Raw genomic sequence first — 25460 nt, 5'->3', positions numbered from 1 at the left:
TCACGTCCCTCGCGTCACGCCGGGCGCCCTGCCACCAGCCACTTCGACGGCAGTTCGATGCGCGCCCCGTCCTCGGTGTACTCCGTGGTGTACAGCGGCAGTTCACCGCTGGCGAGCACGGTGAGCCCGGCCGCCCGCAGATAGTCGGGGACGGCCGCGTCGGCGACCTCGCCGGGGGCGATGCCGTGCCGCAGGACGGGCGCGAGTTTGGCGGGCGGACCGGACGGGCCCTGCGCCAGGCCCCGCAGTGCGGTGCCCGCCGCCTCGGCCAGTTCGACGAGGAAGACCCGGCCGCGCTCACCGGCCAGCGTCGCGATGCTGTCGACCAGCGGCTGCCGGTCGTCGGGCTCGCACTGGTGGAGCACGCCCCGCACATAGACGTTGCCGTCGCCCAGCTCCGCGTGCAGCGTCTGCGCCTCACCCTTCTCGGCCGCGTCCAGCAGCCGGTACGCGGCCTGTCCGGCCCGGTCGGCGCGCCGGGCGTGGTCCAGGGCCGCCGCGGACAGATCGACGCCGATCACCCGCGGGAAGCGCTCCGCGAGGAACCGGGTCTGGGTGCCGTTGCCGCAGCCGACGTCGAGCATCGGCAGCCCGGGATCGACGAGGTGCGGCTCGAACAGCGCCAGGTGCCGCCCCGCGGTCAGCACGGGCTCCGCGTCCCAGAAGACGGCCCCCGCGTCGTCCGGCGCCTCCCGCCAGAACCCCTCCCAGGCCTCCCGGTACCGACTCGTCACGCTCATGCCCAACTCCCCAGGGTGCGAAGGCGGCCCGCCGCGAGTGACGGGCCAGTACGGTCTATCGCGCCCGGCTCACGCCCACAAGAACACGGCCCGCTTCCTTCACGCCCCGCCCGCTCCCCGCACGCGGCCGAGTGCGCCCCGGGCCTCCGGATCACCGCCGTACGGGCAGCAGCGGCACCGACCCGTCCCGCGCACGCCCACCCCCGCGGGCCACGACCAGCACGGCGACCCCCTGCACCCCCGCGGGGCTCAGCGGCGGGGCAGGGTCAGTTCGAACCAGACCGTCTTTCCCGCGCCGGTGCGGCTGGCGCCCCACTCCCTCGCCAGGGTGCTGACCACCCGCAGCCCGCGCCCGGTCTCGTCCGCGCCACCGGCGCTGAGCAGGGTGGGCAGGTCGTGGTCGTCGTCGTCCACTTCGCACAGGAGGGTGTCGCCGCGCACCAGGCGCAGTCCGACGGGACGGCGGTGGGAGTGCCGCAGGGCGTTGGTGACGAGTTCGCTGACCAGGAGTTCGGCGGTGTCGGCGGTGCGGGCGAGGCCCCAGGTGTGGAGCTGTTCACGGACCGCGGCCCGCGCCCGGCCCGCCTCGGCGGGTGCGAGGGGCAGCCGCCACTCGGCCACGTCGTCCGGCTCGATGCCGCCGAGCCGGGCCATCAGCAGGGCCACGTCGTCCTTGCGCCCGCCGCGCGGGTTGAGGGCGCGGATGATGGTGTCGCAGGCGTCGTCCATGGACGCGGCCGGATGCGCCGCCGACTCGCACAGCGTGGCCAGCCCGACGCCGATGTCCTCGCCCCGCACCTCGACCAGCCCGTCGGTGCACATCACCAGCCGGTCACCGGGCCGCACGCGCACGCGTACCGCCTCGAACGGCACCCCGCCGATGCCGATCGGGGCGCCCGTCGGCAGGTCGAGCAGCTCGCTGCGGCCGTCCTCGGCGCGGACCAGCACGGGCGGGATGTGCCCGGCGTTGGCGAGGTGCAGTTCGCCCGCGATGGGGTCGTAGACGGCGTACAGACAGGTCGCGAGGTAGGTCTCGCCGAGCCGCTGGGCGAGGTCGTCGAGGTTGCGCAGCAGCTGCGCGGGCGGCAGGTCGAGGGCGGCCATGGTCTGGACGGCCGTACGCAACTGGCCCATCATCGCGGCGGAGTTCAGGCCGTGGCCCATGACGTCGCCGACGACGAACGCGGTGCGGGCGCCGGGCAGTTTCACCGAGTCGAACCAGTCGCCGCCGACCCGGCCGAGCAGGGTGCCGGGCAGGTAGCGGGTGGCGATGTCGCAGCCCGCCATGCGCGCCGGGATGTGCGGCAGCATGCTGTCCTGGAGCGTCTCGGCGACCGACTCCTGGTAGGTGTACATGCGCGCGTTGTCGAGCACGAGGCCCGCGCGGGCGGCGAGTTCGGCGCCGGTGACCCGGTCCATGTCGTTGAAGACGGGCCGCTCGGGATGGCGCAGCAGGATCATGAAGCCGAGGACGACATGGCGCGCCTTGAGCGGCACGACCAGCATCGAGCGCCCGGTGATCAGCGGCCGGATGTCGCGCTTCTCGAACTGCGCGGCGATGGCGTGCCCCATCTCCTCGCTGATGCGCGGCACCAGCACGGGCTCACCGCTGGTCATGCACTGGAAGAACGGGGTGTGCGCCGGGAACGGCATCGCCTCGCCGACGGGGACGACGTCGTCCCAGCGGCCGGGTTCGTCGGTGTGCTCCAGGGCGACCCGGTGCCACATGGTGGTGGTGTCCGGCACACCGTCCGGGAACCCCTCACCGGCGACGACCTGTTCCCGCAGGTAGGTGCCCGCCACATCGGTGAACCGCGGTACGACGGCCTTGCTGACCTCGACGATGGTCTCCGCGAGGTCGAGGGAGGTGCCGATCCGGCCGCTGACCTCGTTGAGGAACTCCAGGCGCTCGCGGACGGCGGCGTACTCGAGGTCCTCGACCTCCGCGCCCTCGTCGCGGAGTTCCTCGGGCACGGGATCGCCCGCGGCCACCGCCCGCGCGAGCCGCTCCCGGCGCGCCCTGCGCTCCGCGCGCCGGGGCACGCCCCAGTCGGGGGTGACGGGCACCCGGTCGTTCTGGCTGAACTCCAGGACGGGATAGCCCAGTTCCAGGATCTGCCCGACGATCCGGGCGCTCTCCCCGACGCTCATGCTGGGCAGGATCTCGGGGAGCCGCCGGGCGAGGCCCTCCGCGCCGGGGAAGTCGGTGTGCAGGGCGAACGCGGGCGTGATCCGCTCGACCACGGCGTCCGCGGCGTCGAGCGCGTCGTCGGGGTCGCGCAGGTGGAGCGGCGCCGCGTCGGCGGCGAGCACGAGCAGCCGCTCCGGGCCGGGGCCGACCAGCGGGTACGCCCACCACAGCACGTCGATCCGGTCGCTGCCGGGCACGGTGAGCCGGGCGCAGCCCGCCGCCGGGTAGGACAGCCGCCCGCCGAGCGAGGCGTCGAGGTCGGGACCGAGCCCGTCGTCCACGTCGTACGGGGACAGGGTGTCGTCGTCCGGCAGGGCGCCGGAGACGGGCAGCAGGTCGACCACGGGGCGGCCGATCGCGGCCTCCTTGGGGGTGCCGAACAACCGCCTGGCACCGGCGCTCCAGTGGGAGACGAGGCCGTCGCGGTCGACGACGACCACGGCCAGCGGGATGCGTCCGGCGGCGGCGTGCCCCGGCACCGCGGCCTGCCCGGCCTCGGGGTGGGTGCCCACTTGCCGGTCGGTGCCACGGTCCATGCCCCAGGCCCTCTCTCCCCCACGGCTCCGCATGATCTGCCCCCGGTCCTCCACCGTACGGCGCTGGTCGCCCGCGATGTGCGGCAATACGGGAATTGGCGGCGCCGCGGGCCGGGGGATCAGTCCTCGTGCCCCAGTTGCAGGTCGCGTTCGGTGCGCCCGCCGCCCGCGACCTGGAGGACGGTGGCGACGGGCGGGTATCCGGCGGCGATGACGGTGTACTCGCCGGAGGACAGGTCGATGAACCGGAAGGTGCCGTCGGGGCCGGTGGTGAGGGTGTCGACGACGTTGCCCGCCGCGTCGAGGAGCGTCACGCGCGCGTCCTCGACGGCCCGTCCGCCGCCCGCCCGGACCGTGCCGCGCAGCACGGCGCCGCCCGCGAGTTCGATGTCCTGCCGGGTCTCCCGCGCGGCCTGCACGGTGACGGGGAGCGCGGCGGGGCGGAAGGCGGGGGCGCTGGCGGCGAGGGTGTACTCACCGGCGACCAGTTCGGTGATGACGTAGCCGCCCTCGCGTCCGCTGCGGGTGGTGGCGACGACCTCGCCGTGCACGTTGGTGAGGGTGACGGTGGCATCCCGCACGGGGGTGCCGTCGGCGGTGAGCACGCTCCCGGCCAGGCGTCCGGCGCCGCCGAGGACGACGTCGAGTTCGACGGGCCGCTCGCCGACGGTCACGGAGACCGCCTGTGGCTGGTGGCCGCCCGCCGCGGCGATCAGCACGTACGCCCCGGCGCCGGGCGTGGCCAGCGCGTACCGGCCGTCCTCGCCGCTCGCGCCGCGCCCGATCTGCTGTCCGGTGATGTCGATCAAAGTGAGCGCGGCGCGGGGCACGACGGTGCCGTCGGGGTGCTGCACGGTGCCGCAGACGGCGATCCCGGCCGGGTACGGCGCACGTGCCTGGGGTACCGGCGCGCTCTCCGGTTCGGTGGTGGGGGCGTGGTAGGACACCAGCGGTTTCTCCTTGAGGAAGAAGGCGATGAGCAGACCGAGCACGAGCACCGGCACGAGGTAGAGGAAGATCCTCGGCATGGCGTCGGCGTAGGCCTGGATGTAGCCCTCGCGCAGTTCGGGGGGCAGTGCGTGCACCAGGTCCGGGGTGAGGGACTCGGCGTCGGGCGGTGCGGTGCCCGCCCGCGCGGGGAGTTCGTCGGCGAGGGCGTCGGTGAGCCGGTCGGCGAAGAGCGTGCCGAAGACGGCGGCGCCGACGCTGCCGCCGATCTGCCGGAAGTAGTTGTTGGCGCTGGTGGCGGTGCCCAGGTCGGCGGGGCTCACGGAGTTCTGCACGGCGAGGACGAGCACCGGCATCACCATGCCGATCCCCGCGCCCAGGACGGCCATCCAGACGCTGTAGTGCAGCCGGGGGGTGTCGGCCTCCAGCCGGGACAGCAGCCACATCCCGGCGACGCACAGGGCGCAGCCGAGGATCGGGTGGATCTTGTAGCGGCCGGTACGGCTGACCAGTTGCCCGGAGATGATCGACGCGCCGACGATGCCCGCCATCATCGGCAGCATCAGCAGTCCGGACTCGGTGGCGGAGGCGCCGTCGACCATCTGGAGGAAGGTCGGCAGATAGCTGGCGGCGCCGAACAGGGCGACGCCGACCACCAGGCCGACCAGGCCGGTGACGTTGAACACCGAGTCGCGGAACAGCCGCAGCGGGATGAGGGGTTCGGCTGCGTGCCGCTCGGCGACCAGGAAGAGCAGGGTGGCGGCGAGCGCCCCGGCGGCCAGGCCGAGGATGACGCGCGAGCCCCAGGCGTGCTCGGTGCCGCCCCAGCTGGTGAGCAGCACCAGGCAGGTGGAGGCGGCGGTGAGCAGCAGCGCGCCGGGGATGTCCAGGCGTGCTCTGCGGGTGGGCTTGGGGAGCTTGAGCACGACGGCGACGACGGCCATGGTGACCAGGCCGAAGGGCACGTTGACGTAGAAGCACCAGCGCCAGGAGTGGTGGTCGGTGAAGTAGCCGCCGAGCAGCGGTCCGGCGACGGAGGCGAGTCCGAAGGCGGCCCCGATCAGTCCCATGAACCGGCCGCGCCGCCGGGGCGGCACGATGTCCGCGATGATCGCCTGTACGCCGATCATGAGTCCGCCCGCGCCGACGCCCTGCACCGCGCGGTAGGCGATCAGCTGGTCCATGGTCTGGGACCGCCCGGCGAGCGCGGAGCCGATGACGAAGACGACGATCGCGAACTGGAAGACGCCCTTGCGGCCGAGGAGGTCGCCGAGCTTGCCGTAGATCGGCAGTCCGACGGTGGCGGTGAGGAGGTAGGCGGTGATCGCCCAGGACATCTTGTCGAGGCCGTGCAGCTCACCGACGATCCGCGGCAGCGCGGTGGCGACGATCATCTGCTCCAGGGCCGCGAGGAGCAGCGCCAGCATCAGCGCGAAGAAGACCAGCCGCACCCGGCGCGGGCTCAGGCCGACGGCCGGGCCTGACCCGGCGGGTGGCCGCGGGGGCGCCGCGACCGGTTCGTCCTGCACCAGAGTCGTCCCGCCCACGTACCGCTCCCCTCGTCGCGCCTGCCGCACGGTTCCCGCGTGAAGCGGAAACTGCGCACAGGCGCGGCGAGTTACGGCACGGCTCCGGTCGTCCGGGGAGATCCACTCGAACCGGTGAGCCGGGGAGCCGCCCCCAACCTCCTTGGAGGGCTGGCCCTTTGACCGGCTGCGGCTACTTCTCGACCTCGGCGGCGAGCTTGGCGAGCACCGCGTCGTAGATCCGGCCGAGGCCCTTGGGCGCGAAGGTCCTCTCGAAGAAGCCGCCGATGCCGCCCGCGCCCTGCCAGGTGCTGGTCACCACGACCCGCGACGTGCCCTCCCCGGCGGGGGTGACCCGCCAGGTGGTGACCATGGAGGAGTTGCGGTCCTTCTCGACCAGCTCGCCGTCGGACGGCTCGGTGACCTCCAGCAGGCAGTCGCGCACCCGCTTGCTGGTGGCCTGGAGCTTCCAGTGGACCAGGGTGCCCTCGCCGTCGCCGCCCTCGCGCACCTCGTACTCGCTGAAGTGCTCGGGCAGCAGCTTCGCGCGGGTGCCGCTGTAGTCGGCGAGGGTGTCGAACACCGTCTCCGGGTCCGCCGCGACGACCCGTTCCGTGCTGGCCTCGACCTGCGCCATCGACTTCCTCCAGGAGCTGAGTTCTCGGGGTCGGGGCAAGCCAACCACCCCGGTCCCCGGCCGCCAAATCGAGATCCCGGAAGTGATCGAACGAGGTGCCGGACGCGACCGGGAATGACCGTCCCGGCGTGGCCGAAACACGATCATGGGAACACATGTTCTATTCTGTGCCCAGTGCTACCGAGGAGGTGCCATGCGCTGGGAGAACCTCACGACGGGGTCCGGCGGGACCGGGGAGTCCGGCGAACACAGCCGGGCGGCCGACGCCGCGCTGTTCGGCGCGGACGCGGTGGTGACCCGTACCTTCGACACGCCCGAGTTCCGCGGGATCACCTTCCACGAGGTGCGGGCCCGCTCGATCCTCAACCGGGTGCCGGGCGCCTCGCGGATGCCGTTCGAATGGACGGTCAACCCCTACCGGGGCTGCACGCACGCGTGCGTCTACTGCTTCGCCCGCAAGACGCACAGCTATCTGGACCTCGACACCGGACTCGGCTTCGACTCCCAGATCGTGGTCAAGGTGAACGCCCCGGAGCTGCTGCGCCGCCAGCTGGGCTCGCGCCGCTGGCAGGGCGAGCACATCGCGATGGGCACCAACGTGGACTGCTACCAGCGCGCGGAGGGCCGCTACCGCCTGATGCCGGGCATCATCAGCGCCCTGCGCGACCACGCCAACCCGTTCTCGATCCTCACCAAGGGCACCCTGATCCTGCGCGACCTCGATCTGCTGACCCAGGCCGCCGAGGTGACCGACGTCGGCATCTCCGTCTCGGTCGGCTTCACCGACCCCGAGCTGTGGCGCACCGTCGAGCCGGGCACCCCCTCCCCCGAGCGGCGGCTGGACGTCGTACGGGCCCTCGGTGAGCGCGGCATCGGCTGCGGCGTGCTGATGGCCCCGGTGATCCCGTTCCTGAGCGACCACCCGGACCGGCTGCGGGCCACCGTGCGCGCGATCGCGGCCAGCGGGGCGACGTCGGTCACGCCGCTGGTGCTGCATCTGCGGCCGGGCGCCCGGGAGTGGTTCATGGCCTGGCTGGCGCGGCACCACCCGTACCTGGTGGGCCGCTACGAGCGGCTGTACGCGGACGGCGCGTACGCCCCGAAGTGGTACCAGCGCCGGATCACCCGTCAGGTGCACGACCTCGCCCGGGAGTACGGCATCGGGCCCGACCGCGCGGGCATGCCGCGGCGCATACCGGAGCCGCCGCGGGAGACCGACGCGACCGAACCCGTTCAGTTGTCGCTCATCTGAGGAAGCTCTCCAGTCGTCGAGGAGCACCGGACAGAGCAGAGGCGCACTCGAGAGAGCATTCGCGCGCATCCGGCGCCCCGATCGGGTCAAGTCCCACCCGAACACGTTCCCCCACCCGCCCCGACCGGGACCATCCGGCAAGGACCGTGACCCGCGCGGTCCGCTGCCCCTGCGTCCCGGGGAGGACCCGATGGGAAAGCGCGCAGCCCTGCTGTGCGGCGCCGCCGCCGTGCTGCTGGCCGGAACCTGCACCGCCGTCCCCGCCGAGGCGAGCGCCCCGCGCGCCACGGACCTCGCCTGGAAGGCGTGCGGCACCTCCCGGTACCCGACGCTCCAGTGCGCCTCCCTGAAGGTCCCGCTCGACCACGCCGACCCGCGCGGGCGGCACATCACCCTCGCGCTGTCCCGCGTCCCGCACACCGCGCGCACCTTCCTGGGGCCGCTGCTGGTCAACCCCGGCGGCCCGGGCGGCAGCGGACGGGCCCTGGCCGGATACGTCGCCTCCGCACTGCCGAAGAAGGTCGCCGCGCGCTACGACGTCATCGGCTTCGACCCGCGCGGGACGGGCGCGAGCCGCCCCGCCCTGAACTGCCGCCCGGGCCACTTCGCCCCGGTGCGCCACGACCCGGTGCCCGGCACACCCGGCCTGGAGCGGGCAGGGCTGGACCGCGCCCGCGCGTTCGCCGAGGCCTGCGGCGAGAAGCACGGGCACCTGCTGCCCCACATCGACACGGTCAGCGCCGCCCGCGACATGGACCTGATCCGGCGCTCACTCGGCGCCCCGCGGCTGAGCTACTTCGGCTACTCGTACGGCACCTACCTGGGCGCGGTCTACGGCAGGCTGTTCCCGGAGCGGGTGCGGCGGATGGTGCTGGACTCCGTGGTCGACCCCACCGGCGTCTGGTACGACGCCAACCTCACCCAGGACCACGCCTTCAACGACCGCCACCGGGCGTTCCTCGCCTGGGTCGCCCGGCACGACGCGACCTACCGGCTCGGCAGCGACCCGGAGCACGTCGAGACCACGTGGTACGCGATGCGCGCGGCGCTCGCGAGGCACCCGGCGGGGCGGAAGGTCGGCGCCGCGGAGCTGGAGGACACCTTCGTGCCCGGCGGCTACTACGACGGCTACTGGCCCTACCTGGCCGAGGCGTTCGCGGCCTACGTCAACGACAAGGACCCGGACCCGCTGGTCGAGGCGTACGAGGACTTCGGCGCGGTGGACGCGGCCGGGGAGAACGGCTACAGCGTGTACACCGCCGTGGAGTGCCGGGACGCCCGCTGGCCGCGGAGCTGGCACCGGTGGCGTGCCGACAACTGGGCGGCGCACGACAAGGCGCCCTTCATGACCTGGAACAACGCCTGGTACAACGCCCCGTGCGCGTTCTGGCCGACCCGCTCGCTGCGCCCGGTGGACCTGGAGAACACCGCGCTGCCCCCGGTGCTGCTCTTCCAGGCGACCGGCGACGCAGCCACCCCGTACACCGGTGCCGTGCGGATGCGCCGTCTGCTGGGCGGCTCCGCCCTCGTGGTCGAGGAGGGCGGACCCAACCACGGCATCACCCTGAGCGGCAACTCCTGTCTGGACGGCCACCTGACGGCGTATCTGGCCCATGGCACGGTCCCCCGCGGCACGAGCGGCCCCGACGCGCCGGACGAGCCGGACGCGGTCTGCGCTCCGCCGCCGCCGCCGAAGCCGCTGGCCGACGCGGAGAAGGCCACGTCCTCCCGGGGCGCGACCCTGCACGGGCTGCTCGGCTCGCGGGGCTGAACCGGGGGCCGTTGTCAGACCCGTGGTCCACCATGGACGCATGATCGAGCCGACCAGGATTCCCGCCCCCGAAGGGGTCGCACCCGCCGCCCAGTACAGCCACGTCGTGACGGGCACCGGACGCCTCGTGGCCGTCTCCGGCCAGCTCCCGCTGGACGAGGGCGGCGGGATCGTCGGCGAGGGCGACCCCGGGGCGCAGGCCCGCCAGGTCTTCGAGAACCTGCGCCGCTGCCTCACCGCGGCCGGCGCGGGCTTCGACGACGTCATCAAACTGACCTATTTCGTCACGGACATGGCCCATATGCCCGCCATCCGCGCGGCCCGCGCCGAGCACATACCCGACGACCGGCTGCCCGCCGCCTCGGCGGTCCAGGTCGCCGCGCTGGTGCGCCCGGAGTTCCTGATGGAGATCGAGGCGCTCGCGGTGGTATCCGCCTAGGGCCTGTTGTGAAAGTGCTGGTCACAGCCAGTCGTTGATGGCTTAGGGCCTGTAGGTCCCGGGCAGCTTCGCCAGCGCCCGCACCGCCGCCTCCGCCAGGGCCGGGTGCGCGAGGGCGTCCTCGAGGACGGGTCGCGCGCGGGGGTCGCCCAGGGCGCCGAGGCCCTCGATGCAGGCGAGGGCGACGCGGCGGTAGGGGTCGTGGGGGTGCAGGCGGCGCCGGAGGGTGGTGATCAGGGCGGGGACCGACTCGGGTGCGCGCAGGGTGGTCAGCAGCCGTACGGGGTGCAGGGCGTAGGCGACGCGCAGTTCGTTGGTGGCGAGGGCCGCCGCCGCGCGGGCGGTGCGCGGGTCGCCGAGGCGGGCGAGGGCGTACGCGGCGGAGGCACAGCGCTGGGGGTCGCGGTGGTTGAGGAGGAGGACGAGGGACTCGAAGGCGCGGCGGTCGCCCGCGAGGCCCAATCGGAACGCGGCCAGTTCCCTCGCCCACAGGGGCCGCCCGGGGGCGGTGAGCGTCTCCACGAGCCGGTCGCGGTCCTCGGTGGTGAGCAGTTCGGCGAACTCCGGCGCGGCCCCGCTCTCCCGCCGTAAGCGCTCCGTGAGCGTTCGCGACTCTTCGTCCATGACGCGAGGGTACAAACGATCTCGGCACCGGGGACCCACATCACCGAGACAAAGGACTGGCGCGCTCGTTACTCGCCGGTTAAGCTCAGACGAGCGAGTCACCCACTCGCGGACCCTCACAGCGGCCTGGTGACGCAGCCGCCGTGAGAGCAGTCGGTTCGGTACCTGTGTGTACCGCAGTACGACCAGGCCCCGGGACAGGGCCGGTCGGCCATCACCGTTCCCGGACGTGTGCGCGTCCGTGGCGACGGACCCACCGGGCGTGTGCGCTCAGCAGCCCGGCAACACCCGCATTCCGGAGCACTTCCACGCACCCGGTGCGCCCCCGTGGCGCATCCGGGCGCGTTCCCAGTCGTCACCCTCATCCATGGAGTCCGCGATGGCCTCTCCCCTGTCCGACACGCAGTCCCCGCTGTCCCCCCTCGAGAAGATCGCCGTCGTCGGCCTCGGCACCATGGGCACCGGCATCGCCGAGGTGCTCACCAAGGCCGGTCGTGAGGTCGTCGGGATCGACATCAGCGAGGCCCAGGCCGCCGCGTGCGTCGCCGCCCTGGAGGCCTCCACCGCCCGTGCCGTGGCCCGCGACCGCCTCACCGAGCAGGAGCGCGCCGACATCCTCGCCCGCTTCCGCACCGCCACCGAGCTGACCGCCGCGGCCGACGCGGACCTGGTCATCGAGGTCGCGCCGGAGTCGTACGAGATCAAGCAGCAGATCTTCCGCGAACTGGACGGCGTGGTGCGCCCGGAGACCATCCTGGCGACCGGCACCAACGCCCTGTCCGTGACCCGGCTCGCGGCCGAGTCGGCGCGTCCCGAGCGCGTGCTCGGGCTGCACTTCTTCAACCCGGCCCCGGCGATGCGGCTGGTGGAGGTGGTCTCCTCGGTGCTCACCGCGCCGCAGGCCGTCACCGCCGTCACCGACCTGGCGATCCAGCTGGGCAAGGAGCCGGTGGCGGTCGGCGACCGGCCCGGGTTCGTCGCCGACGGGCTGCTGTTCGGCTATCTCAACCAGGCCGCCGCGATGTACGAGGCCAACTACGCCTCCCGCGAGGACATCGACGCCGCGATGCGGCTGGGCTGCGGTCTGCCGATGGGCCCGCTGGCGCTGCTCGACCTGATCGGCATCGACACCGCGCGCACCGTCCTGGACGCCATGTACACCGAGTCCCAGGACCGGCTGCACGCCCCCGCGCCGATCCTCAAGCAGCTCAGCGAGGCGGGCCTGACGGGCCGTAAGTCGGGCCGCGGCTTCTACACCTACGACGCCCCCGGCAGCCCGACGGTGGTGCGGGACGCCCTGACGCCGCTGGAGGGCGACGGCCTCGTCCCCGGCCGCCCGGTCTCCTCGGTCGGGGTGGCCGGTTCCGGCACCATGGCGTCGGGCATCGCCGAGGTGTTCGCCAAGGCCGGTTTCGACGTGGTCCTCGCCGCCCGCAGCGAGGAGAAGGCCCAGGCCGCCAAGGCCCGCATCGGCAAGTCCCTGGCCCGCTCGGTCGACAAGGGCCGGATGACCGGCGAGGCCGCCGCCCGGACCCTGGAGCGGATCACCCCGGCGGGCTCCTACGACGCCTTCGCCGAGGTCGACCTGGCGGTGGAGGCGGTCGCCGAGGACCTGGACGTCAAGCGGCAGCTGTTCGCGGCGCTGGACAAGGTGTGCAAGCCCGGCGCGGTGCTGGCGACCACCACCTCCTCGCTGCCGGTGGTCGCCTGCGCCCGCGCCACCTCGCGTCCGCAGGACGTGATCGGCATGCACTTCTTCAACCCGGCCCCGGCGATGAAGCTGGTCGAGGTCGTGCGGACCGTGCTCACGGCCGACGACGTGCACGCCACGGTCCGCGAGGTCTGCGCCCGGATCAGGAAGCACGCCGTGGACTGCGGCGACCGGGCCGGTTTCATCGTCAACGCCCTGCTGTTCCCGTACCTGAACAACGCGATCAAGATGGTGCAGGACCACTACGCCTCGCTCGACGACATCGACGCGGCGATGAAGCTGGGCGGCGGCTACCCGATGGGCCCCTTCGAGCTGCTGGACGTCGTCGGCCTGGATGTCTCGCTGGCGATCGAGAAGGTCCTGCACCGCGAGTTCCGCGACCCGGGGCTGGCCCCCGCGCCGCTCCTGGAGCATCTGGTGGCCGCGGGCTGCCTCGGCCGCAAGACGGGCCGCGGCTTCCGCGAATATGCCCGGCGGTGACCGGCCAGGCGACTGGTTCCGGGCGGGTGTGGAGTGGGGCGGACTGCTCGATCCGGGCAGCCGTCCCGCCCCCGCCGGGCCCGGCGTTCCCCCGCCCGCCGAGGGCGGGGGAAACCCCGGACCTGCGCACCAGGCCGCGCACATGCAGTACGTTCGGGGCATGTCCCAGCCCGCCAAGTCCACACGTAACCCCGCCACGCCCGACACTCCGGAAAGTGCCGCAGGCGGTCGCGCCGCCGCACAGCGGCTGAAAATGCGCCGGGAGCTGGCGGCCGCGGCCATGGAGCTGTTCGCGACCAAGGGCTACGAGGCGACCACCGTCGACGAGATCGCGGCCCAGGCCGGGGTCGCCCGCCGCACGTTCTTCCGCCACTTCCGCTCCAAGGAAGAGGCGATCTTCCCCGACCACGACGACACCCTGGTCCGGGCCGAGGCGGTGCTGAACGCGGCACCCGCGCACGAGCACCCGCTCGACACGGTGTGCCGTGGCATCAAGGAAGTCATGAAGATGTACGCGGCCCGGCCGGAGATCTCGGTGGCCCGCTACAAGCTCACCCGCGAGGTGCCCACCCTGCGCGAGGCGGAGATCGCCTCGGTGGCCCGCTACGAACGTCTCTTCACCCGCTATCTGCTCGGCCACTTCGACGAGCACGCGCACGACGACGCCGCCAACGACGACCCGCTGCTGGCGGAGGTCGCCGCGTCCGCCGTGGTCACCGCCCACAACCACGTGCTGCGGCGCTGGCTGCGCGCGGACGGCCAGGGCGATGTGGAGACCCAGCTGGACCACGCCTTCGCGATCGTGCGCAAGACGTTCGGCGCGGGCATCGGCGTCGGCCGCACCGCCACGCCGCGGCCCGCCTCGCCCCCGGCGTCGGTGTCCGCGCGCGGCGAGGTGCTGGTCACCGTGGCCCGCACCGACGCCCCCCTGGACGAGGTCATGCGGACCATCGAGGAGGCGCTCAGGGACCGCTGAGCGCCCGTGCACCCGCTGTGATGACGGCCACCCTTCGGGGTGGCCGTTTTGGTATCCGACGAGCCGTTTTCCACCGGTCCTCCACCGGCGTTCGATCGATCATCGCTCATTTGTTACGTAAAGATTCCGTCTGAGCGCAATTTCTGGCACTCAGTGCCTTGCCGGATGACACGGTGTGCCATACGTTGAAGGAGTCCGGGCTGTCCCCGCGGGCCATCACCGCGACCCGGACGCCTGCGTCACAGGCACCCTCCCGCGCCACAAAGCGCTGCCGAACAGCACCACCGCCGAACCGACGGCACCCCCTCGAAAACCCTCAGCAGCACCGACGTAACCCTCAGCGCCCCTCCCTCAGGGCGCTCATCGCCGGAGGCAACACCGTGACCGTGAAGGACATCCTGGACGCGATCCAGTCGCCCGACTCCACAGCGGCCGACTTCGCCGCTCTGCCGCTCCCCGAGTCGTACCGCGCGATCACCGTGCACAAGGACGAGACGGAGATGTTCGCGGGCCTCGAGACCCGCGACAAGGACCCCCGCAAGTCGCTGCACCTGGACGAGGTGCCGCTGCCCGAACTGGGCCCGGGCGAGGCCCTGGTGGCCGTCATGGCCTCCTCGGTCAACTACAACTCGGTGTGGACCTCGATCTTCGAGCCGCTGTCCACCTTCGGGTTCCTGGAGCGCTACGGCCGCACCAACGACCTGGCCAAGCGCCACGACCTGCCGTACCACATCATCGGCTCCGACCTCGCGGGCGTCGTCCTGCGCACCGGCCCCGGCGTCAACGCCTGGCAGCCCGGGGACGAGGTCGTCGCGCACTGCCTGTCGGTGGAACTGGAGTCCTCCGACGGCCACAACGACACCATGCTCGACCCGGAGCAGCGCATCTGGGGCTTCGAGACCAACTTCGGCGGCCTCGCCGAGATCGCGCTCGTGAAGTCCAACCAGCTGATGCCGAAGCCGGGCCACCTCTCCTGGGAGGAGGCCGCCGCCCCCGGCCTGGTCAACTCCACCGCCTACCGGCAGCTCGTCTCCGCCAACGGCGCGGCGATGAAGCAGGGCGACAACGTGCTGATCTGGGGGGCGAGCGGCGGCCTGGGCTCGTACGCCACCCAGTTCGCGCTCGCGGGCGGCGCGCACCCCATCTGTGTCGTCTCCAGCGAGCAGAAGGCGGAGATCTGCCGGTCCATGGGCGCGGAGTCGATCATCGACCGCAGCGCCGAGGGCTACCGGTTCTGGAAGGACGAGCGGACCCAGGACCCCAAGGAGTGGAAGCGCTTCGGCAAGCGCATCCGCGAACTCACCGGCGGCGAGGACATCGACATCGTCTTCGAGCACCCCGGCCGCGAGACCTTCGGCGCGTCCGTCTTCGTCACCCGCAAGGGCGGCACCATCACCACCTGCGCCTCCACCTCGGGCTACATGCACGAGTACGACAACCGCTACCTGTGGATGTCCCTGAAGCGCATCATCGGCTCCCACTTCGCCAACTACCGCGAGGCCTGGGAGGCCAACCGCCTGATCGCCAAGGGCAAGATCCACCCGACCCTGTCGAAGGTGTACTCCCTGGAGGACACCGGCCAGGCCGCGCACGACGTGCACCGCAACGCCCACCAGGGCAAGGTCGGCGTGCTCTGCCTCGCGCCCGAGGAGGGCCTGGGCGTGCGCGACCAGGAGATGCGCGCCCGGCACATCGACGCCATCAACCGCTTCCGGAACATCTGAGGGCCGGTAGATGACAGAGCGTCAGAAGGATCGCCCGTGGCTGATGCGGACGTACGCCGGTCACTCGACCGCCGAGGCGTCCAACGAGCTGTACCGGCGCAACCTCGCCAAGGGGCAGACGGGTCTGTCGGTCGCCTTCGACCTGCCGACCCAGACCGGCTACGACTCCGACCACATCCTCGCCCGCGGCGAGGTCGGCCGGGTCGGCGTGCCGATCGCGCACCTCGGTGACATGCGCCGTCTCTTCCAGGACATCCCCCTGGAGCAGATGAACACCTCGATGACCATCAACGCCACCGCCATGTGGCTGCTGGCGCTCTACCAGGTCGTCGCGGAGGAGCAGGGCGCGGACATCACCCAGCTCCAGGGCACCACCCAGAACGACATCGTCAAGGAGTACCTGTCCCGGGGGACGCACGTCTTCCCCCCGGGGCCCTCCCTCCGGCTGACGACCGACATGATCGCGTACACGGTCTCCCACCTCCCCAGGTGGAACCCGATCAACATCTGCAGCTACCACCTCCAGGAGGCGGGGGCCACCCCGGTCCAGGAGATCGCGTACGCGATGTCGACGGCGATCGCCGTGCTCGACGCCGTGCGGGACTCCGGGCAGGTGCCGCAGGAGCGCATGGGCGATGTGGTGGGCCGTATCTCCTTCTTCGTGAACGCGGGCGTCCGCTTCGTCGAGGAGATGTGCAAGATGCGCGCCTTCGGCCGCATCTGGGACCGCGTCACCCATGAGCGGTACGGCATCCAGAACCCCAAGCACCGCCGCTTCCGCTACGGCGTCCAGGTCAACTCCCTCGGCCTGACCGAGGCGCAGCCGGAGAACAACGTCCAGCGGATCGTCCTGGAGATGCTGGCGGTGACGCTGTCGAAGGACGCACGCGCGCGTGCCGTGCAGCTCCCCGCCTGGAACGAGGCCCTCGGCCTGCCCCGCCCCTGGGACCAGCAGTGGAGCCTGCGCATCCAGCAGGTGCTGGCGCACGAGAGCGACCTGCTGGAGTACGACGACATCTTCGAGGGCTCGAAGGTGATCGAGGCCAAGGTGGACGAGCTGGTCGCGGCGGCGTTCGCCGAGATGGACCGCATCGAGGAGATGGGCGGCGCGATGGCCGCCGTCGAGTCCGGCTACCTCAAGTCGCAGCTCGTCGCCTCGCACGCGGAGCGCCGGGCCCGGATCGAGTCGGGGCAGGAGAAGATCGTCGGCGTCAACGTCTTCGAGACGACCGAGCCGAACCCGCTGACGGCCGACCTGGACACCGCGATCCAGACGGTCGACCCGGCGGTGGAGGCCCGTGTCGTGGCCGCGCTCCAGCACTGGCGGGACACCCGCTACCAGCCGCCCTTCAACCACCCCCGGCCGTGCAAGGCGCTGGAGCGGCTGAAGGAGGCCGCCAAGGGCACCGGCAACCTCATGGAGGCCACCTTGGAGTGCGCCCGCGCGGGCGTCACGACCGGCGAGTGGGCGGGCGCCCTGCGCGAGGTGTTCGGCGAGTTCCGGGCCCCCACCGGGGTCTCCTCGGCGCCGGTCGCGGTGGCGGCTCAGGAGGGCACGGGGCTGGCCCTCGTACGCCGCAAGGTGGACCTGACGGCGAAGGACCTCGGCGTGGGCAAGCTGCGCTTCCTGGTCGGCAAGCCGGGCCTGGACGGGCACTCCAACGGCGCCGAGCAGATCGCCGTACGCGCGCGGGACGCGGGCTTCGAGGTGGTCTACCAGGGCATCCGGCTGACCCCCGAGCAGATCGTCGACGCCGCCCTCGCCGAGGACGTGCACGCGGTGGGCCTGTCGATCCTGTCCGGGTCGCACGCCCAGCTGGTGCCGGACGTACTCGATCGGCTGCGTGTGGCAGGTGCCACAGACATTCCGGTGATCGCCGGTGGCATCATCCCGAACGGTGACGCCCAGCAGCTGAAGGAGGCCGGTGTGGCCGCCGTCTTCACCCCGAAGGACTTCGACATCACCGGCATCATCGGCCGCATCGTCGACGAGATCCGCACAGCCAACAAGCTCGACCCCCTGGAGGTCCCCGCATGACCACGGTCAACCGCCTTCGCCCCCGGCGTTCCTGTCTGGCGGTACCGGGCTCGAACCCGCGCTTCCTGGAGAAGGCCCAGGGCCTCCCCGCCGACCAGGTCTTCCTGGACCTGGAGGACGCGTGCGCGCCGCTCGCCAAGCCGGAGGCGCGGCACACCATCGTGAAGTTCCTCAACGAAGGCGACTGGACGGGCAAGACGCGGGTCGTGCGCGTCAACGACTGGACGACCGAGTGGACGTACCGCGATGTCGTGACCGTGGTCGAGGGCGCGGGCCAGAACCTCGACTGCATCATGCTGCCGAAGGTGCAGGACGCCCAGCAGATCGTCGCCCTCGACCTGCTGCTGACGCAGATCGAGAAGACGATGGGCTTCGAGGTCGGCAAGATCGGCATCGAGGCGCAGATCGAGAACGCGCAGGGCCTGAACAACGTCAACGAGATCGCGCAGGCCTCCCAGCGCGTCGAGACGATCATCTTCGGCCCGGCCGACTTCATGGCGTCCATCAACATGAAGTCGCTGGTCGTGGGCGAGCAGCCGCCCGGCTACCCGGCGGACGCCTACCACTACATCCTGATGAAGATCCTGATGGCCGCCCGCGCCAACGACCTCCAGGCGATCGACGGCCCCTACCTGCAGATCCGCAACATCGACGGCTACCGCGAGGTCGCCCAGCGCGCCGCCGCGCTCGGCTTCGACGGCAAGTGGGTGCTGCACCCGGGCCAGGTCGAGGCGTCCAACGAGATCTTCTCGCCGTCCCAGGAGGACTACGACCACGCCGAGCTGATCCTGGACGCGTATGACTACTACACGTCCGAGCAGGGCGGCAAGAAGGGCTCCGCGATGCTCGGCGACGAGATGATCGACGAGGCCAGCCGCAAGATGGCCCTGGTCATCGCGGGCAAGGGACGCGCCGCCGGGATGCGGCGCACGTCGAAGTTCGAGATCCCGGAGGCCTGAGCGCGATGCAGTTCGGACGTACCTACGAGGAGTTCGAGGTCGGGGCGGTCTACAAGCACTGGCCCGGGAAGACGGTCACGGAGTACGACGACCACCTCTTCTGCCTCCTCACCATGAACCACCACCCGCTCCACATGGACGCGAACTACGCGGAGAGCACGACGGACTTCGGCAGGAACGTCGTCGTCGGGAACTACGTCTACTCCCTCCTGCTCGGCATGTCCGTCCCGGACGTCTCCGGCAAGGCGATCGCCAACCTGGAGATCGAGTCGCTCAGGCACGTGGCGCCGACCTTCCACGGCGACACCATCTACGGCGAGACGACCGTGCTCGACAAGTGGCCGTCGAAGTCGAAGAACGACCGCGGCATCGTGCACGTCGAGACCAAGGGCTACAAGCAGGACGGCACCCTGGTCTGCGTCTTCCGCCGCAAGGTGATGGTGCCGACCGAGACGTACATCAAGGAGCGCGGCGGCGAGCAGCCGGGCCGCCCCGAGCTGAAGGAACAGGGGAAGTAGAGATGGCCCGTCTCGCCCAGACCGCCGGTCTGACCGACATCCAGCAGGAGATCCTGTCCACCGTCCGGGACTTCGTGGACAAGGAGATCATCCCGGTCGCGACCGAGCTGGAGCACCGCGACGAGTATCCGCAGGACATCGTCGACGGCCTGAAGGAGTTGGGCCTGTTCGGCCTGATGATCCCGGAGGAGTACGGCGGTCTGGGCGAGTCGCTCCTGACGTACGCGCTGTGCGTGGAGGAGATCGCCCGGGGCTGGATGTCCGTCTCCGGCATCATCAACACCCACTTCATCGTCGCCTACATGCTCAAGCAGCACGGCACCCAGGAGCAGAAGGACCACTTCCTGCCGCGCATGGCGGCGGGCGACATCCGCGGCGCCTTCTCGATGTCGGAGCCGGGCCTGGGCTCCGATGTGTCGGCGATCACGTCGAAGGCGGTCAAGGAGGGCGACGCATACGTCCTCAACGGCCAGAAGATGTGGCTGACGAACGGCGGTACGTCGTCCCTGGTGGCCGTACTGGTCAGAAGTGACGAAGGACACCCCGAGGGCACGGCCCCGCACAAGTCGATGACCACCTTCCTGGTGGAGAAGGAGCCCGGCTTCGGCGAGGTCCGCCCCGGCCTCACCATCCCGGGCAAGATCGACAAGATGGGGTACAAGGGGGTGGACACCACCGAACTCATCATGGACGGCCTGCGCATTCCCGCTGACCGGGTGCTCGGCGGGGTCACCGGCCGAGGTTTTTACCAAATGATGGACGGCGTCGAGGTGGGCCGCGTGAATGTGGCGGCGCGTGGCTGTGGCGTCGCTCAGCGTGCTTTCGAACTCGGTGTCCAGTACGCCCAGCAGCGTCACACTTTCGGCAAGCCGATCGCCCAGCACCAGGCGATTCAGTTCAAACTCGCGGAGATGGCCACCAAGGTCGAGGCCGCGCATGCGATGATGGTGAACGCGGCACGCAAAAAGGACTCCGGCGAGCGAAACGACCTCGAAGCGGGGATGGCGAAGTACCTCGCCTCCGAGTACTGCAAGGAAGTCGTGGAGGACGCCTTCCGGATCCACGGCGGCTACGGCTTCTCCAAGGAGTACGAGATCGAGCGCCTCTACCGCGAGGCCCCGATGCTGCTGATCGGTGAGGGTACCGCCGAGATCCAGAAAATGATCATCGGGCGCCGACTGCTCGAAGAGTATCGGTTCCAGGGCTGAATGTCCGGAAACGGGGTGTAATCTCCGAGAAGAAGATCACACCCCGTAGGCAGTCTTCGGCCGTCGACTCGGCTTCCTGGCTTACCCAGTTGTGGCGCTTAGCCGCTACGATCGCCGGAAAGCCGCCGTCCCCCGTAAGCAGCGCGGCATAATCCGCTACGAAGGTCATCCATGCCCCACAGCCAAACCTCTGCATCTCGCGACAGCCGGGCCGGCGTACGCCTCGCGCGCGGAGCATCGCCGTGGCTTCTCCCGACCGTCGCCACCGCAGCCCTCAGCCTGGCCCGGGCGCGCCGCTCCGGCGCCGCCAAGGCCGTCGCCGTTCCCGCCACCGCGCTCGCGGCGGGAATGCTGTGGTTCTTCCGCGACCCCGAGCGCGAGATCGCCGAGGGCAGGGTCATCTCCCCCGCCGACGGCGTGGTGCAGAGCATCATGCCGTGGAAGGACGGACGCACCCGCGTCGCGATCTTCATGAGCCCGCTCAATGTGCACGTCAACCGCGCGCCGCTGTCCGGCACCGTGACGTCCGTCGAGCACGTCCCGGGCGGATTCGTTCCTGCTTTCAACAAGGAGAGCGAGAACAACGAGCGCGTCGTCTGGCACTTCGACACCGAACTCGGTGACATCGAGATGATCCAGATCGCGGGCGCGGTGGCCCGCCGTATCGTCCCCTACATCCCCGAGGGCACCAAGGTCGAGCAGGGCGACCGGATCGGCCTGATCCGCTTCGGCTCGCGCGTCGACCTCTACCTCCCCGAGGGCGTCGAGGTCGCGGTCGAGGTCGGCCAGAAGACCGTGGCTGGGGTGACTCGCATTGACCGTGACTGACCCGGAGACACAGACGGGCTGGGTTCCGGAGGTCGCCGAGGACGAAGAAGAGGAGATGCCCCTCTCGCTGCGCCTCTCGATAGCGGACACCCTCACCCTGGGCAACGCCACCTGCGGCTTCATGGCGGTGTACTTCACCACCACCGGCATCCTGATCCCGCACCTCACGGGCAGCCAGGAGACCGGCATGGCCCGCCACAGCGCGGCCACGGCGGTCATCCTCATGCTCTGCGCGGCGGTCTTCGACCTGTTCGACGGCCTGGTGGCGCGCAAGCTGCGCTCCTCCCCCATGGGCGCGGAGCTGGACAACCTCTCCGACCTGATCAGCTTCGGCCTGGCCCCGGCCTACTTCGTCCTGGTCTACGGCATGGTCGCCGACGACGCCCACCAGCGGGTGGCGGCGGTCGGCGCGATCGTCGTGCTCCTGGCCGTCGTACTCCGGCTGGCCAGGTTCTCCTGCGTGACCCCGACGAACGGCATGTTCCAGGGCATGCCGAGCCCCTTCGGCGCGCTGACGGTCGTCGCGATCGTGCTCCTCGAGCTGCCGTTCGTCGCCACCCTGCTGGCCATCCTGGGCACCGCCTGGCTGATGGTGAGCCGCGTCGAGTACCCCAAGCCCCGGGGCCGCCTCGCCGTGGCGATGCTCTCCTGGATCGTCCTGTCGATGGGCCTGCTCTCCGCCTGGGCCTTCGGCGCCCCCAGCGGCCAGCTCCTCCTCCAGACGGGCTGCGCCCTCCAGCTGGTCACCGGCGCGGTGATCCCCCTGGTCGCCACGGCCCGCCGGGTGAACACCTTCCGCGACAACCGACGCGAGGCACGGGCGGCACAGCTGCCGTAGCCGTCGGCCGCACCGAGAGGGCCCCGGACCCAGGGTTGGGTCCGGGGCCCTCTTCCGTTGTGTCCAGCCCGTCCGGCGTTCGGGGACGAGGCCCCTGCAGGGCCGGGACCCCTCGGCCTCAGCCGAAGAAGTCCCGCGCGATCCGCTCCGCAACCCGCTCCAGGATCGGCCCGGCATCCGAGATGCACCGAGCGACATCCGGCTCCACATCGGTCAACGGGTACGCCCGCCGAATCCCCGCCCGCCCCAACGCCTGAGGCGCCAACGCAAGCCTCCCACACACGGCGACGACCTCCTTGCCCTCGGCCCGCGCCGCCGCGGCGACCCCGGCCGGAGCCTTCCCATGCAGGGTCTGCTCATCGAGCGACCCCTCACCGGTGATCACGAGATCGGCCCGCTCAAGCGCCGACGCGAAGCCCAGCACATCGAGCATCACCTCGATACCGGGCCGGAACCGCGCACCGAGCAGCAGGGCACCGTACCCGATCCCCCCAGCCGCCCCGGCACCGGGCGCGAGCGCGTACGCGGCGGCCCGCCCCCCAAGCCCCGTGGAGTCCTCCAGCACCTTCGCGAAGTGCGCGAGCGCGGCGTCCAGCGCGACCACGTCATCCGGCGAGGCCCCCTTCTGAGGCCCGTACACGGCAGCCGCCCCGGTCACCCCGGTCAGCGGATTGTCGACATCGCTGGCCAGCACCAGGTCGACACCGCCCAGCCGGTCGTCGAGCCCGGACAGATCGACGGAGGCCAGCTCGGCCAGCCCGCCGCCCCCCGGCGCCACCGGCGACCCGTCGGCGTTCAGGAACCGCGCCCCGAGCGCGGACAGCATGCCCGCGCCCCCGTCGGTCGTCGCGCTCCCGCCGACCCCGAAGACGATGGTCCGGGCGCCCGCGTCCAGCGCGGCCCGCAGCAGCTCACCGGACCCGTAGGTGGACGCGGTCAGCGGGGCGAAGGCCCCGGCGGGCAGCCGCTGCAACCCGCTGGCCTCGGCCATCTCCACCACGGCGGTACCGTCGCGCAGCGCGAACGCGGCGACGACCTCGTCCCCGAGCGGCCCGGCGACCCGCACCTCCCGCCGCTCGAACCCGGCCGCGACCGCCGCGGCCACGGTCCCGTCACCACCGTCGGCCACCGGCAGCGCGGCCACCTCCAGCTCCGGCACGACCCGGCGCAGCCCGGCCGTCACCCGCTGGGCGACCTCCACGGCCGTCAGCGAGCCCTTGAACTTGTCCGCGGCGATGAGCACCCTGCGCGCCCCGTCCACTGCGTCCGCCACCTGGCATTCCCCTTGCTCTCCGAGCCCCGCGCACGTCCAGCACGTCAAGGCAGTCGCGCCGCTGCGACCTTAACCGGACCGTGCCCTCGCCGTCATGCCCCTGCCCGCCCCCCGGAACGCGGGGCGAACCGGCAGAACTGGGTAGACCGACCCCATGACCCCTAAGGAGCCCGAGCGGCAGCTCGCCGACCGGATCCTGGGCGGCTGGCTGGGCCGGATCGCGGGCAACATGCTCGGCAAGCCGGTCGAGCGGGGCGACCTGTGGACCCGGCCCCGCATCGACGACTACCTGCGTCGGGCGGACGCCCTGCCCCTGACCGACTACCTGCCGGAACCCCCGGACGGCATCGCCGCCGACCTGCGCCCGGAGTGGCGGGCCTGCGTCCGCGGCCGGATCCACGGCAGCTGCCGCGACGACGACATCGACTACGCCGTCCTCGGCCTGCACCTGCTGGAGACCCACGGCTTCGCCTTCACCACCGAACAGGTGGGCGACCTGTGGCTGCTGCGCCTGCCGTACCTCCAGACCTTCACCGCGGAACGCGCCGCCTACCGCAACCTCACCAACGGCCTGAAGCCACCCCTGACAGCCACCTACGACAACCCCCACCAGGAATGGATCGGCGCCCTCATCCGCGCCGACATCCACGGCTGGACCAACCCCGGCGCACCCCACGAGGCGGCGTCGCTGGCCCGCCGGGACGCGGTCCTTTCCCATACGGGCAACGGCGTCTACGGGGCCATGTGGGCGGCGGCCCTGATCGCCGCGTCCTTCACGGCACCCTCGATCCGCCCCGCCCTCGACGAGTCCCTGACGGTCATCCCGCCGAGCAGCCGCCTGGCCCGCACGGTCCGCCGGGTCATCTCCCTCCACGGCACGGGCCTGACCTGGCAGGACACCCTCACCACGATCGAGGAGGAGACAGCGGGCCTCAACTGGATCCACACCATCCCCAACGCCGCCGTCCTCACCGCGGGCCTCCTCTACGGCGCCGACGACTTCACCCGCACCATCACCCTCACCGTCCGCGCGGGCCTCGACACCGACTCCAACGGCGCGACGGCGGGCTCGGTGGCGGGCGTCCTCACCGGCGCGGCGGCCATCCCGCCCCGCTGGAAGGACCCGTTGCAGGACACGGTCCGCAGCGCGGTCTTCGGCTTCGACGGGGTACGCATCACCGACCTGGCCCGCCGGACGGCGGCGCTGGCGCGGTCCCGCTGAAGGTCGCCCCGCGCTCTCAGGCCGCCGTGGTCAGCCCGCGCAGCAGCGCCGGAAGCGCGGTGCCGATGGGTTCACGGATCACTTCGTCGGCCAGTTCGTCGTACGGCGTGGGCTCCGCGTTGACGATGAGCAGCCGCGCGCCGTGGTCCGTGGCGACGCCCGCGAGGCCCGCGGCGGGCTGGACCTGGAGGCTGGTGCCGACGGCGATGAAGATCTGACAGGCCTTGGTGATGGCGAGGGCGTCGCCGAGGACGGCCGGGTCGAGGCGCTCGCCGAACATCACCGTCGCGGGCTTGAGGACGCCGCCGCACTCCAGGCAGGCCGGGTCGTCCTCCCCGGCATCGACGCGGGCGAGCGCGTCCTCCATCGGGCCCCGGGTGTGGCAGGCGGTGCACACCACGCTCCGTGCGCTGCCGTGCAGTTCGAGGACCTTGCGGGCGGGCAGTCCGGCGAGCTGGTGCAGACCGTCGACGTTCTGCGTGATGACCCGGACCGGGACGCCGGAGCGCTCCAGTTCGGCGACCGCCCGGTGTGCGGAGTTGGGTGCCGCGTTGAGGGTGTGGGTCGCGCGCCGCATCCGCCAGGAGCGGCGGCGGATCTCCGGGTCGGCCATGTAGTAGTCGTACGTGACGAGCTTCTCGGCCTCGGGGTCGCGCCGCCACAGTCCGTTCGGGCCGCGGTAGTCCGGGATTCCGGAGTCGGTGGAGATTCCGGCGCCGCTGAGGATCGCGACCAGGGGCTTGTTCATGGCACCGAGGGTAGGACGGCCCGGTACGCGCGGCGAACGGATTTGCGATCCGGTGCTAGGGTCCCGGCCATGGCCAAGGTCTCCGTATCCCTCAATGCCGATCTCGTCGTCGAAGCGATGGTGCTGTCCGGCGTGGGCAGCCCGCAGGACGCCGTCGAACTGGTGCTGCGCGACTACATCGAGCGCGGTCACCGCACGGAGGCCCGCCTCGCGGAACGCGACGAGGCGCTGCGCGTGGTGGACATGAAGCCGCGCGACGTGGAGGGCTGAGCG

21 protein-coding genes are annotated in these 25460 nt (G+C 71.6%); 14 read left to right on the top strand and 7 right to left on the bottom strand.

The genetic code is table 11. From position 1 onward, the window contains the following. Nucleotides 1–14 precede the first annotated feature (14 nt). From ACFVQG_RS05245 to ACFVQG_RS05230, 4 genes are all read right to left on the bottom strand, one after another. On the bottom strand, nt 15–740 hold the full coding sequence (locus ACFVQG_RS05245) for a class I SAM-dependent methyltransferase (protein ID WP_383377040.1): 726 nt from the start codon (nt 738–740) through the stop codon (nt 15–17). A gap of 249 nt (nt 741–989) precedes the next feature. Then, a complete protein-coding gene (locus ACFVQG_RS05240; RefSeq protein ID WP_383377037.1) occupies nt 990–3467 on the bottom strand; it encodes a SpoIIE family protein phosphatase in 2478 nt (825 codons plus the stop codon). A 119-nt stretch (nt 3468–3586) separates the two neighbouring features. Continuing rightward, a complete protein-coding gene (locus ACFVQG_RS05235) occupies nt 3587–5962 on the bottom strand; it encodes an MFS transporter (protein WP_383377035.1) in 2376 nt (791 codons plus the stop codon). A 172-nt stretch (nt 5963–6134) separates the two neighbouring features. Next, nucleotides 6135–6578, bottom strand: coding sequence for an SRPBCC family protein (locus tag ACFVQG_RS05230; RefSeq protein WP_383377033.1), 444 nt, complete (start codon nt 6576–6578; stop codon nt 6135–6137). A 193-nt stretch (nt 6579–6771) separates the two neighbouring features. Here ACFVQG_RS05230 and ACFVQG_RS05225 point away from each other — a divergent pair, with 193 nt between their 5' ends. The 3 genes from ACFVQG_RS05225 (at nt 6772) to ACFVQG_RS05215 (ending at nt 10040) form a co-directional block, all read left to right on the top strand. Beyond that, the gene (locus tag ACFVQG_RS05225) at nt 6772–7830 is read left to right on the top strand and encodes an Rv2578c family radical SAM protein (protein WP_383377031.1); all 1059 of its coding nucleotides are present in this window, start codon (nt 6772–6774) and stop codon (nt 7828–7830) included. A 190-nt stretch (nt 7831–8020) separates the two neighbouring features. Further along, nucleotides 8021–9601 carry an alpha/beta hydrolase gene (locus ACFVQG_RS05220; RefSeq protein WP_383377028.1) on the top strand — a complete coding sequence of 527 codons (1581 nt, stop codon included), beginning with the start codon at nt 8021–8023 and terminating at the stop codon, nt 9599–9601. 40 nt (nt 9602–9641) lie between these two features. After that, nucleotides 9642–10040, top strand: coding sequence for a RidA family protein (locus ACFVQG_RS05215; protein WP_383377027.1), 399 nt, complete (start codon nt 9642–9644; stop codon nt 10038–10040). A 42-nt stretch (nt 10041–10082) separates the two neighbouring features. Here ACFVQG_RS05215 and ACFVQG_RS05210 read toward each other — a convergent pair whose 3' ends face one another. Beyond that, nucleotides 10083–10664, bottom strand: coding sequence for an adenylosuccinate lyase (locus ACFVQG_RS05210; RefSeq protein WP_383377023.1), 582 nt, complete (start codon nt 10662–10664; stop codon nt 10083–10085). Between the two features lie 379 nt (nt 10665–11043). Here ACFVQG_RS05210 and ACFVQG_RS05205 point away from each other — a divergent pair, with 379 nt between their 5' ends. From ACFVQG_RS05205 to pssA, 9 genes are all read left to right on the top strand, one after another. Then, nucleotides 11044–12855 carry a 3-hydroxyacyl-CoA dehydrogenase family protein gene (locus tag ACFVQG_RS05205; RefSeq protein ID WP_383377021.1) on the top strand — a complete coding sequence of 604 codons (1812 nt, stop codon included), beginning with the start codon at nt 11044–11046 and terminating at the stop codon, nt 12853–12855. Between the two features lie 160 nt (nt 12856–13015). Further along, nucleotides 13016–13831 (top strand): TetR family transcriptional regulator, encoded by an 816-nt coding sequence (locus ACFVQG_RS05200; protein ID WP_383377018.1) that lies wholly within the window; start codon nt 13016–13018, stop codon nt 13829–13831. 386 nt (nt 13832–14217) lie between these two features. Then, nucleotides 14218–15555, top strand: coding sequence for a crotonyl-CoA carboxylase/reductase (ccrA, locus tag ACFVQG_RS05195; protein ID WP_383377940.1), 1338 nt, complete (start codon nt 14218–14220; stop codon nt 15553–15555). A gap of 10 nt (nt 15556–15565) precedes the next feature. Beyond that, nucleotides 15566–17593, top strand: a complete 2028-nt coding sequence (locus ACFVQG_RS05190; RefSeq protein WP_383377016.1) for a protein meaA — start codon at nt 15566–15568, stop codon at nt 17591–17593. After that, complete coding sequence (locus tag ACFVQG_RS05185; protein ID WP_383377014.1) at nt 17590–18552, top strand: HpcH/HpaI aldolase/citrate lyase family protein; 963 nt, start codon at nt 17590–17592, stop codon at nt 18550–18552. Before ACFVQG_RS05190 ends, ACFVQG_RS05185 begins: the two co-directional genes overlap by 4 nt. A gap of 5 nt (nt 18553–18557) precedes the next feature. Beyond that, the gene (locus tag ACFVQG_RS05180) at nt 18558–19070 is read left to right on the top strand and encodes a MaoC family dehydratase (protein WP_383377011.1); all 513 of its coding nucleotides are present in this window, start codon (nt 18558–18560) and stop codon (nt 19068–19070) included. Nucleotides 19071–19072: 2 nt separating this feature from the next. Further along, a complete protein-coding gene (locus ACFVQG_RS05175) occupies nt 19073–20278 on the top strand; it encodes an acyl-CoA dehydrogenase family protein (protein ID WP_383377009.1) in 1206 nt (401 codons plus the stop codon). Between the two features lie 171 nt (nt 20279–20449). After that, complete coding sequence (locus tag ACFVQG_RS05170) at nt 20450–21106, top strand: phosphatidylserine decarboxylase (RefSeq protein WP_383377007.1); 657 nt, start codon at nt 20450–20452, stop codon at nt 21104–21106. After that, a complete protein-coding gene (gene pssA / locus ACFVQG_RS05165) occupies nt 21093–21944 on the top strand; it encodes a CDP-diacylglycerol--serine O-phosphatidyltransferase (protein ID WP_383377005.1) in 852 nt (283 codons plus the stop codon). Before ACFVQG_RS05170 ends, pssA begins: the two co-directional genes overlap by 14 nt. Before the next feature lie 118 nt (nt 21945–22062). Here pssA and ACFVQG_RS05160 read toward each other — a convergent pair whose 3' ends face one another. Continuing rightward, the gene (locus tag ACFVQG_RS05160) at nt 22063–23205 is read right to left on the bottom strand and encodes a glycerate kinase (RefSeq protein WP_383377938.1); all 1143 of its coding nucleotides are present in this window, start codon (nt 23203–23205) and stop codon (nt 22063–22065) included. Nucleotides 23206–23371: 166 nt separating this feature from the next. Between ACFVQG_RS05160 and ACFVQG_RS05155 the strand changes: the two genes are divergently transcribed. Then, nucleotides 23372–24439, top strand: coding sequence for an ADP-ribosylglycohydrolase family protein (locus ACFVQG_RS05155; RefSeq protein ID WP_383377003.1), 1068 nt, complete (start codon nt 23372–23374; stop codon nt 24437–24439). Nucleotides 24440–24455: 16 nt separating this feature from the next. Here the strand turns inward: ACFVQG_RS05155 and ACFVQG_RS05150 are convergent, their stop codons facing one another. After that, entirely contained in the window at nt 24456–25187 is a 732-nt protein-coding gene (locus ACFVQG_RS05150; protein WP_383377000.1) for an NAD-dependent deacetylase, read from the bottom strand. Between the two features lie 69 nt (nt 25188–25256). On the opposite strand from ACFVQG_RS05150, the gene ACFVQG_RS05145 reads away from it, so the two are divergent. Then, a complete protein-coding gene (locus ACFVQG_RS05145; protein ID WP_383376998.1) occupies nt 25257–25457 on the top strand; it encodes a DUF2191 domain-containing protein in 201 nt (66 codons plus the stop codon). The last annotated feature ends 3 nt before the right edge of the window (nt 25458–25460 follow it).

This window comes from Streptomyces sp. NPDC057877, from assembly GCF_042796855.1.
Taxonomy (GTDB): domain Bacteria; phylum Actinomycetota; class Actinomycetes; order Streptomycetales; family Streptomycetaceae; genus Streptomyces.
Note: the sequence above shows the minus strand (reverse complement) of the source record. Positions and strands in the feature narration are given on the sequence as shown.

What these genes read in the sequence shown, in the direction of transcription:
- ACFVQG_RS05225 (WP_383377031.1), top strand. Translation starts at nt 6,772, where the DNA reads ATGCGCTGGGAGAACCTCACGACGGGGTCCGGCGGGACCGGGGAGTCC.
- ACFVQG_RS05210 (WP_383377023.1), bottom strand. Translation starts at nt 10,664, where the DNA reads ATGGACGAAGAGTCGCGAACGCTCACGGAGCGCTTACGGCGGGAGAGC.
- ACFVQG_RS05220 (WP_383377028.1), top strand. Translation starts at nt 8,021, where the DNA reads ATGGGAAAGCGCGCAGCCCTGCTGTGCGGCGCCGCCGCCGTGCTGCTG.
- ACFVQG_RS05175 (WP_383377009.1), top strand. Translation starts at nt 19,073, where the DNA reads ATGGCCCGTCTCGCCCAGACCGCCGGTCTGACCGACATCCAGCAGGAG.
- ACFVQG_RS05215 (WP_383377027.1), top strand. Translation starts at nt 9,642, where the DNA reads ATGATCGAGCCGACCAGGATTCCCGCCCCCGAAGGGGTCGCACCCGCC.
- ACFVQG_RS05230 (WP_383377033.1), bottom strand. Translation starts at nt 6,578, where the DNA reads ATGGCGCAGGTCGAGGCCAGCACGGAACGGGTCGTCGCGGCGGACCCG.
- ACFVQG_RS05155 (WP_383377003.1), top strand. Translation starts at nt 23,372, where the DNA reads ATGACCCCTAAGGAGCCCGAGCGGCAGCTCGCCGACCGGATCCTGGGC.
- ACFVQG_RS05180 (WP_383377011.1), top strand. Translation starts at nt 18,558, where the DNA reads ATGCAGTTCGGACGTACCTACGAGGAGTTCGAGGTCGGGGCGGTCTAC.
- ACFVQG_RS05170 (WP_383377007.1), top strand. Translation starts at nt 20,450, where the DNA reads ATGCCCCACAGCCAAACCTCTGCATCTCGCGACAGCCGGGCCGGCGTA.
- ACFVQG_RS05190 (WP_383377016.1), top strand. Translation starts at nt 15,566, where the DNA reads ATGACAGAGCGTCAGAAGGATCGCCCGTGGCTGATGCGGACGTACGCC.
- ACFVQG_RS05205 (WP_383377021.1), top strand. Translation starts at nt 11,044, where the DNA reads ATGGCCTCTCCCCTGTCCGACACGCAGTCCCCGCTGTCCCCCCTCGAG.
- ACFVQG_RS05245 (WP_383377040.1), bottom strand. Translation starts at nt 740, where the DNA reads ATGAGCGTGACGAGTCGGTACCGGGAGGCCTGGGAGGGGTTCTGGCGG.
- ACFVQG_RS05150 (WP_383377000.1), bottom strand. Translation starts at nt 25,187, where the DNA reads ATGAACAAGCCCCTGGTCGCGATCCTCAGCGGCGCCGGAATCTCCACC.
- ACFVQG_RS05240 (WP_383377037.1), bottom strand. Translation starts at nt 3,467, where the DNA reads ATGGACCGTGGCACCGACCGGCAAGTGGGCACCCACCCCGAGGCCGGG.
- ACFVQG_RS05185 (WP_383377014.1), top strand. Translation starts at nt 17,590, where the DNA reads ATGACCACGGTCAACCGCCTTCGCCCCCGGCGTTCCTGTCTGGCGGTA.
- ACFVQG_RS05145 (WP_383376998.1), top strand. Translation starts at nt 25,257, where the DNA reads ATGGCCAAGGTCTCCGTATCCCTCAATGCCGATCTCGTCGTCGAAGCG.
- ACFVQG_RS05200 (WP_383377018.1), top strand. Translation starts at nt 13,016, where the DNA reads ATGTCCCAGCCCGCCAAGTCCACACGTAACCCCGCCACGCCCGACACT.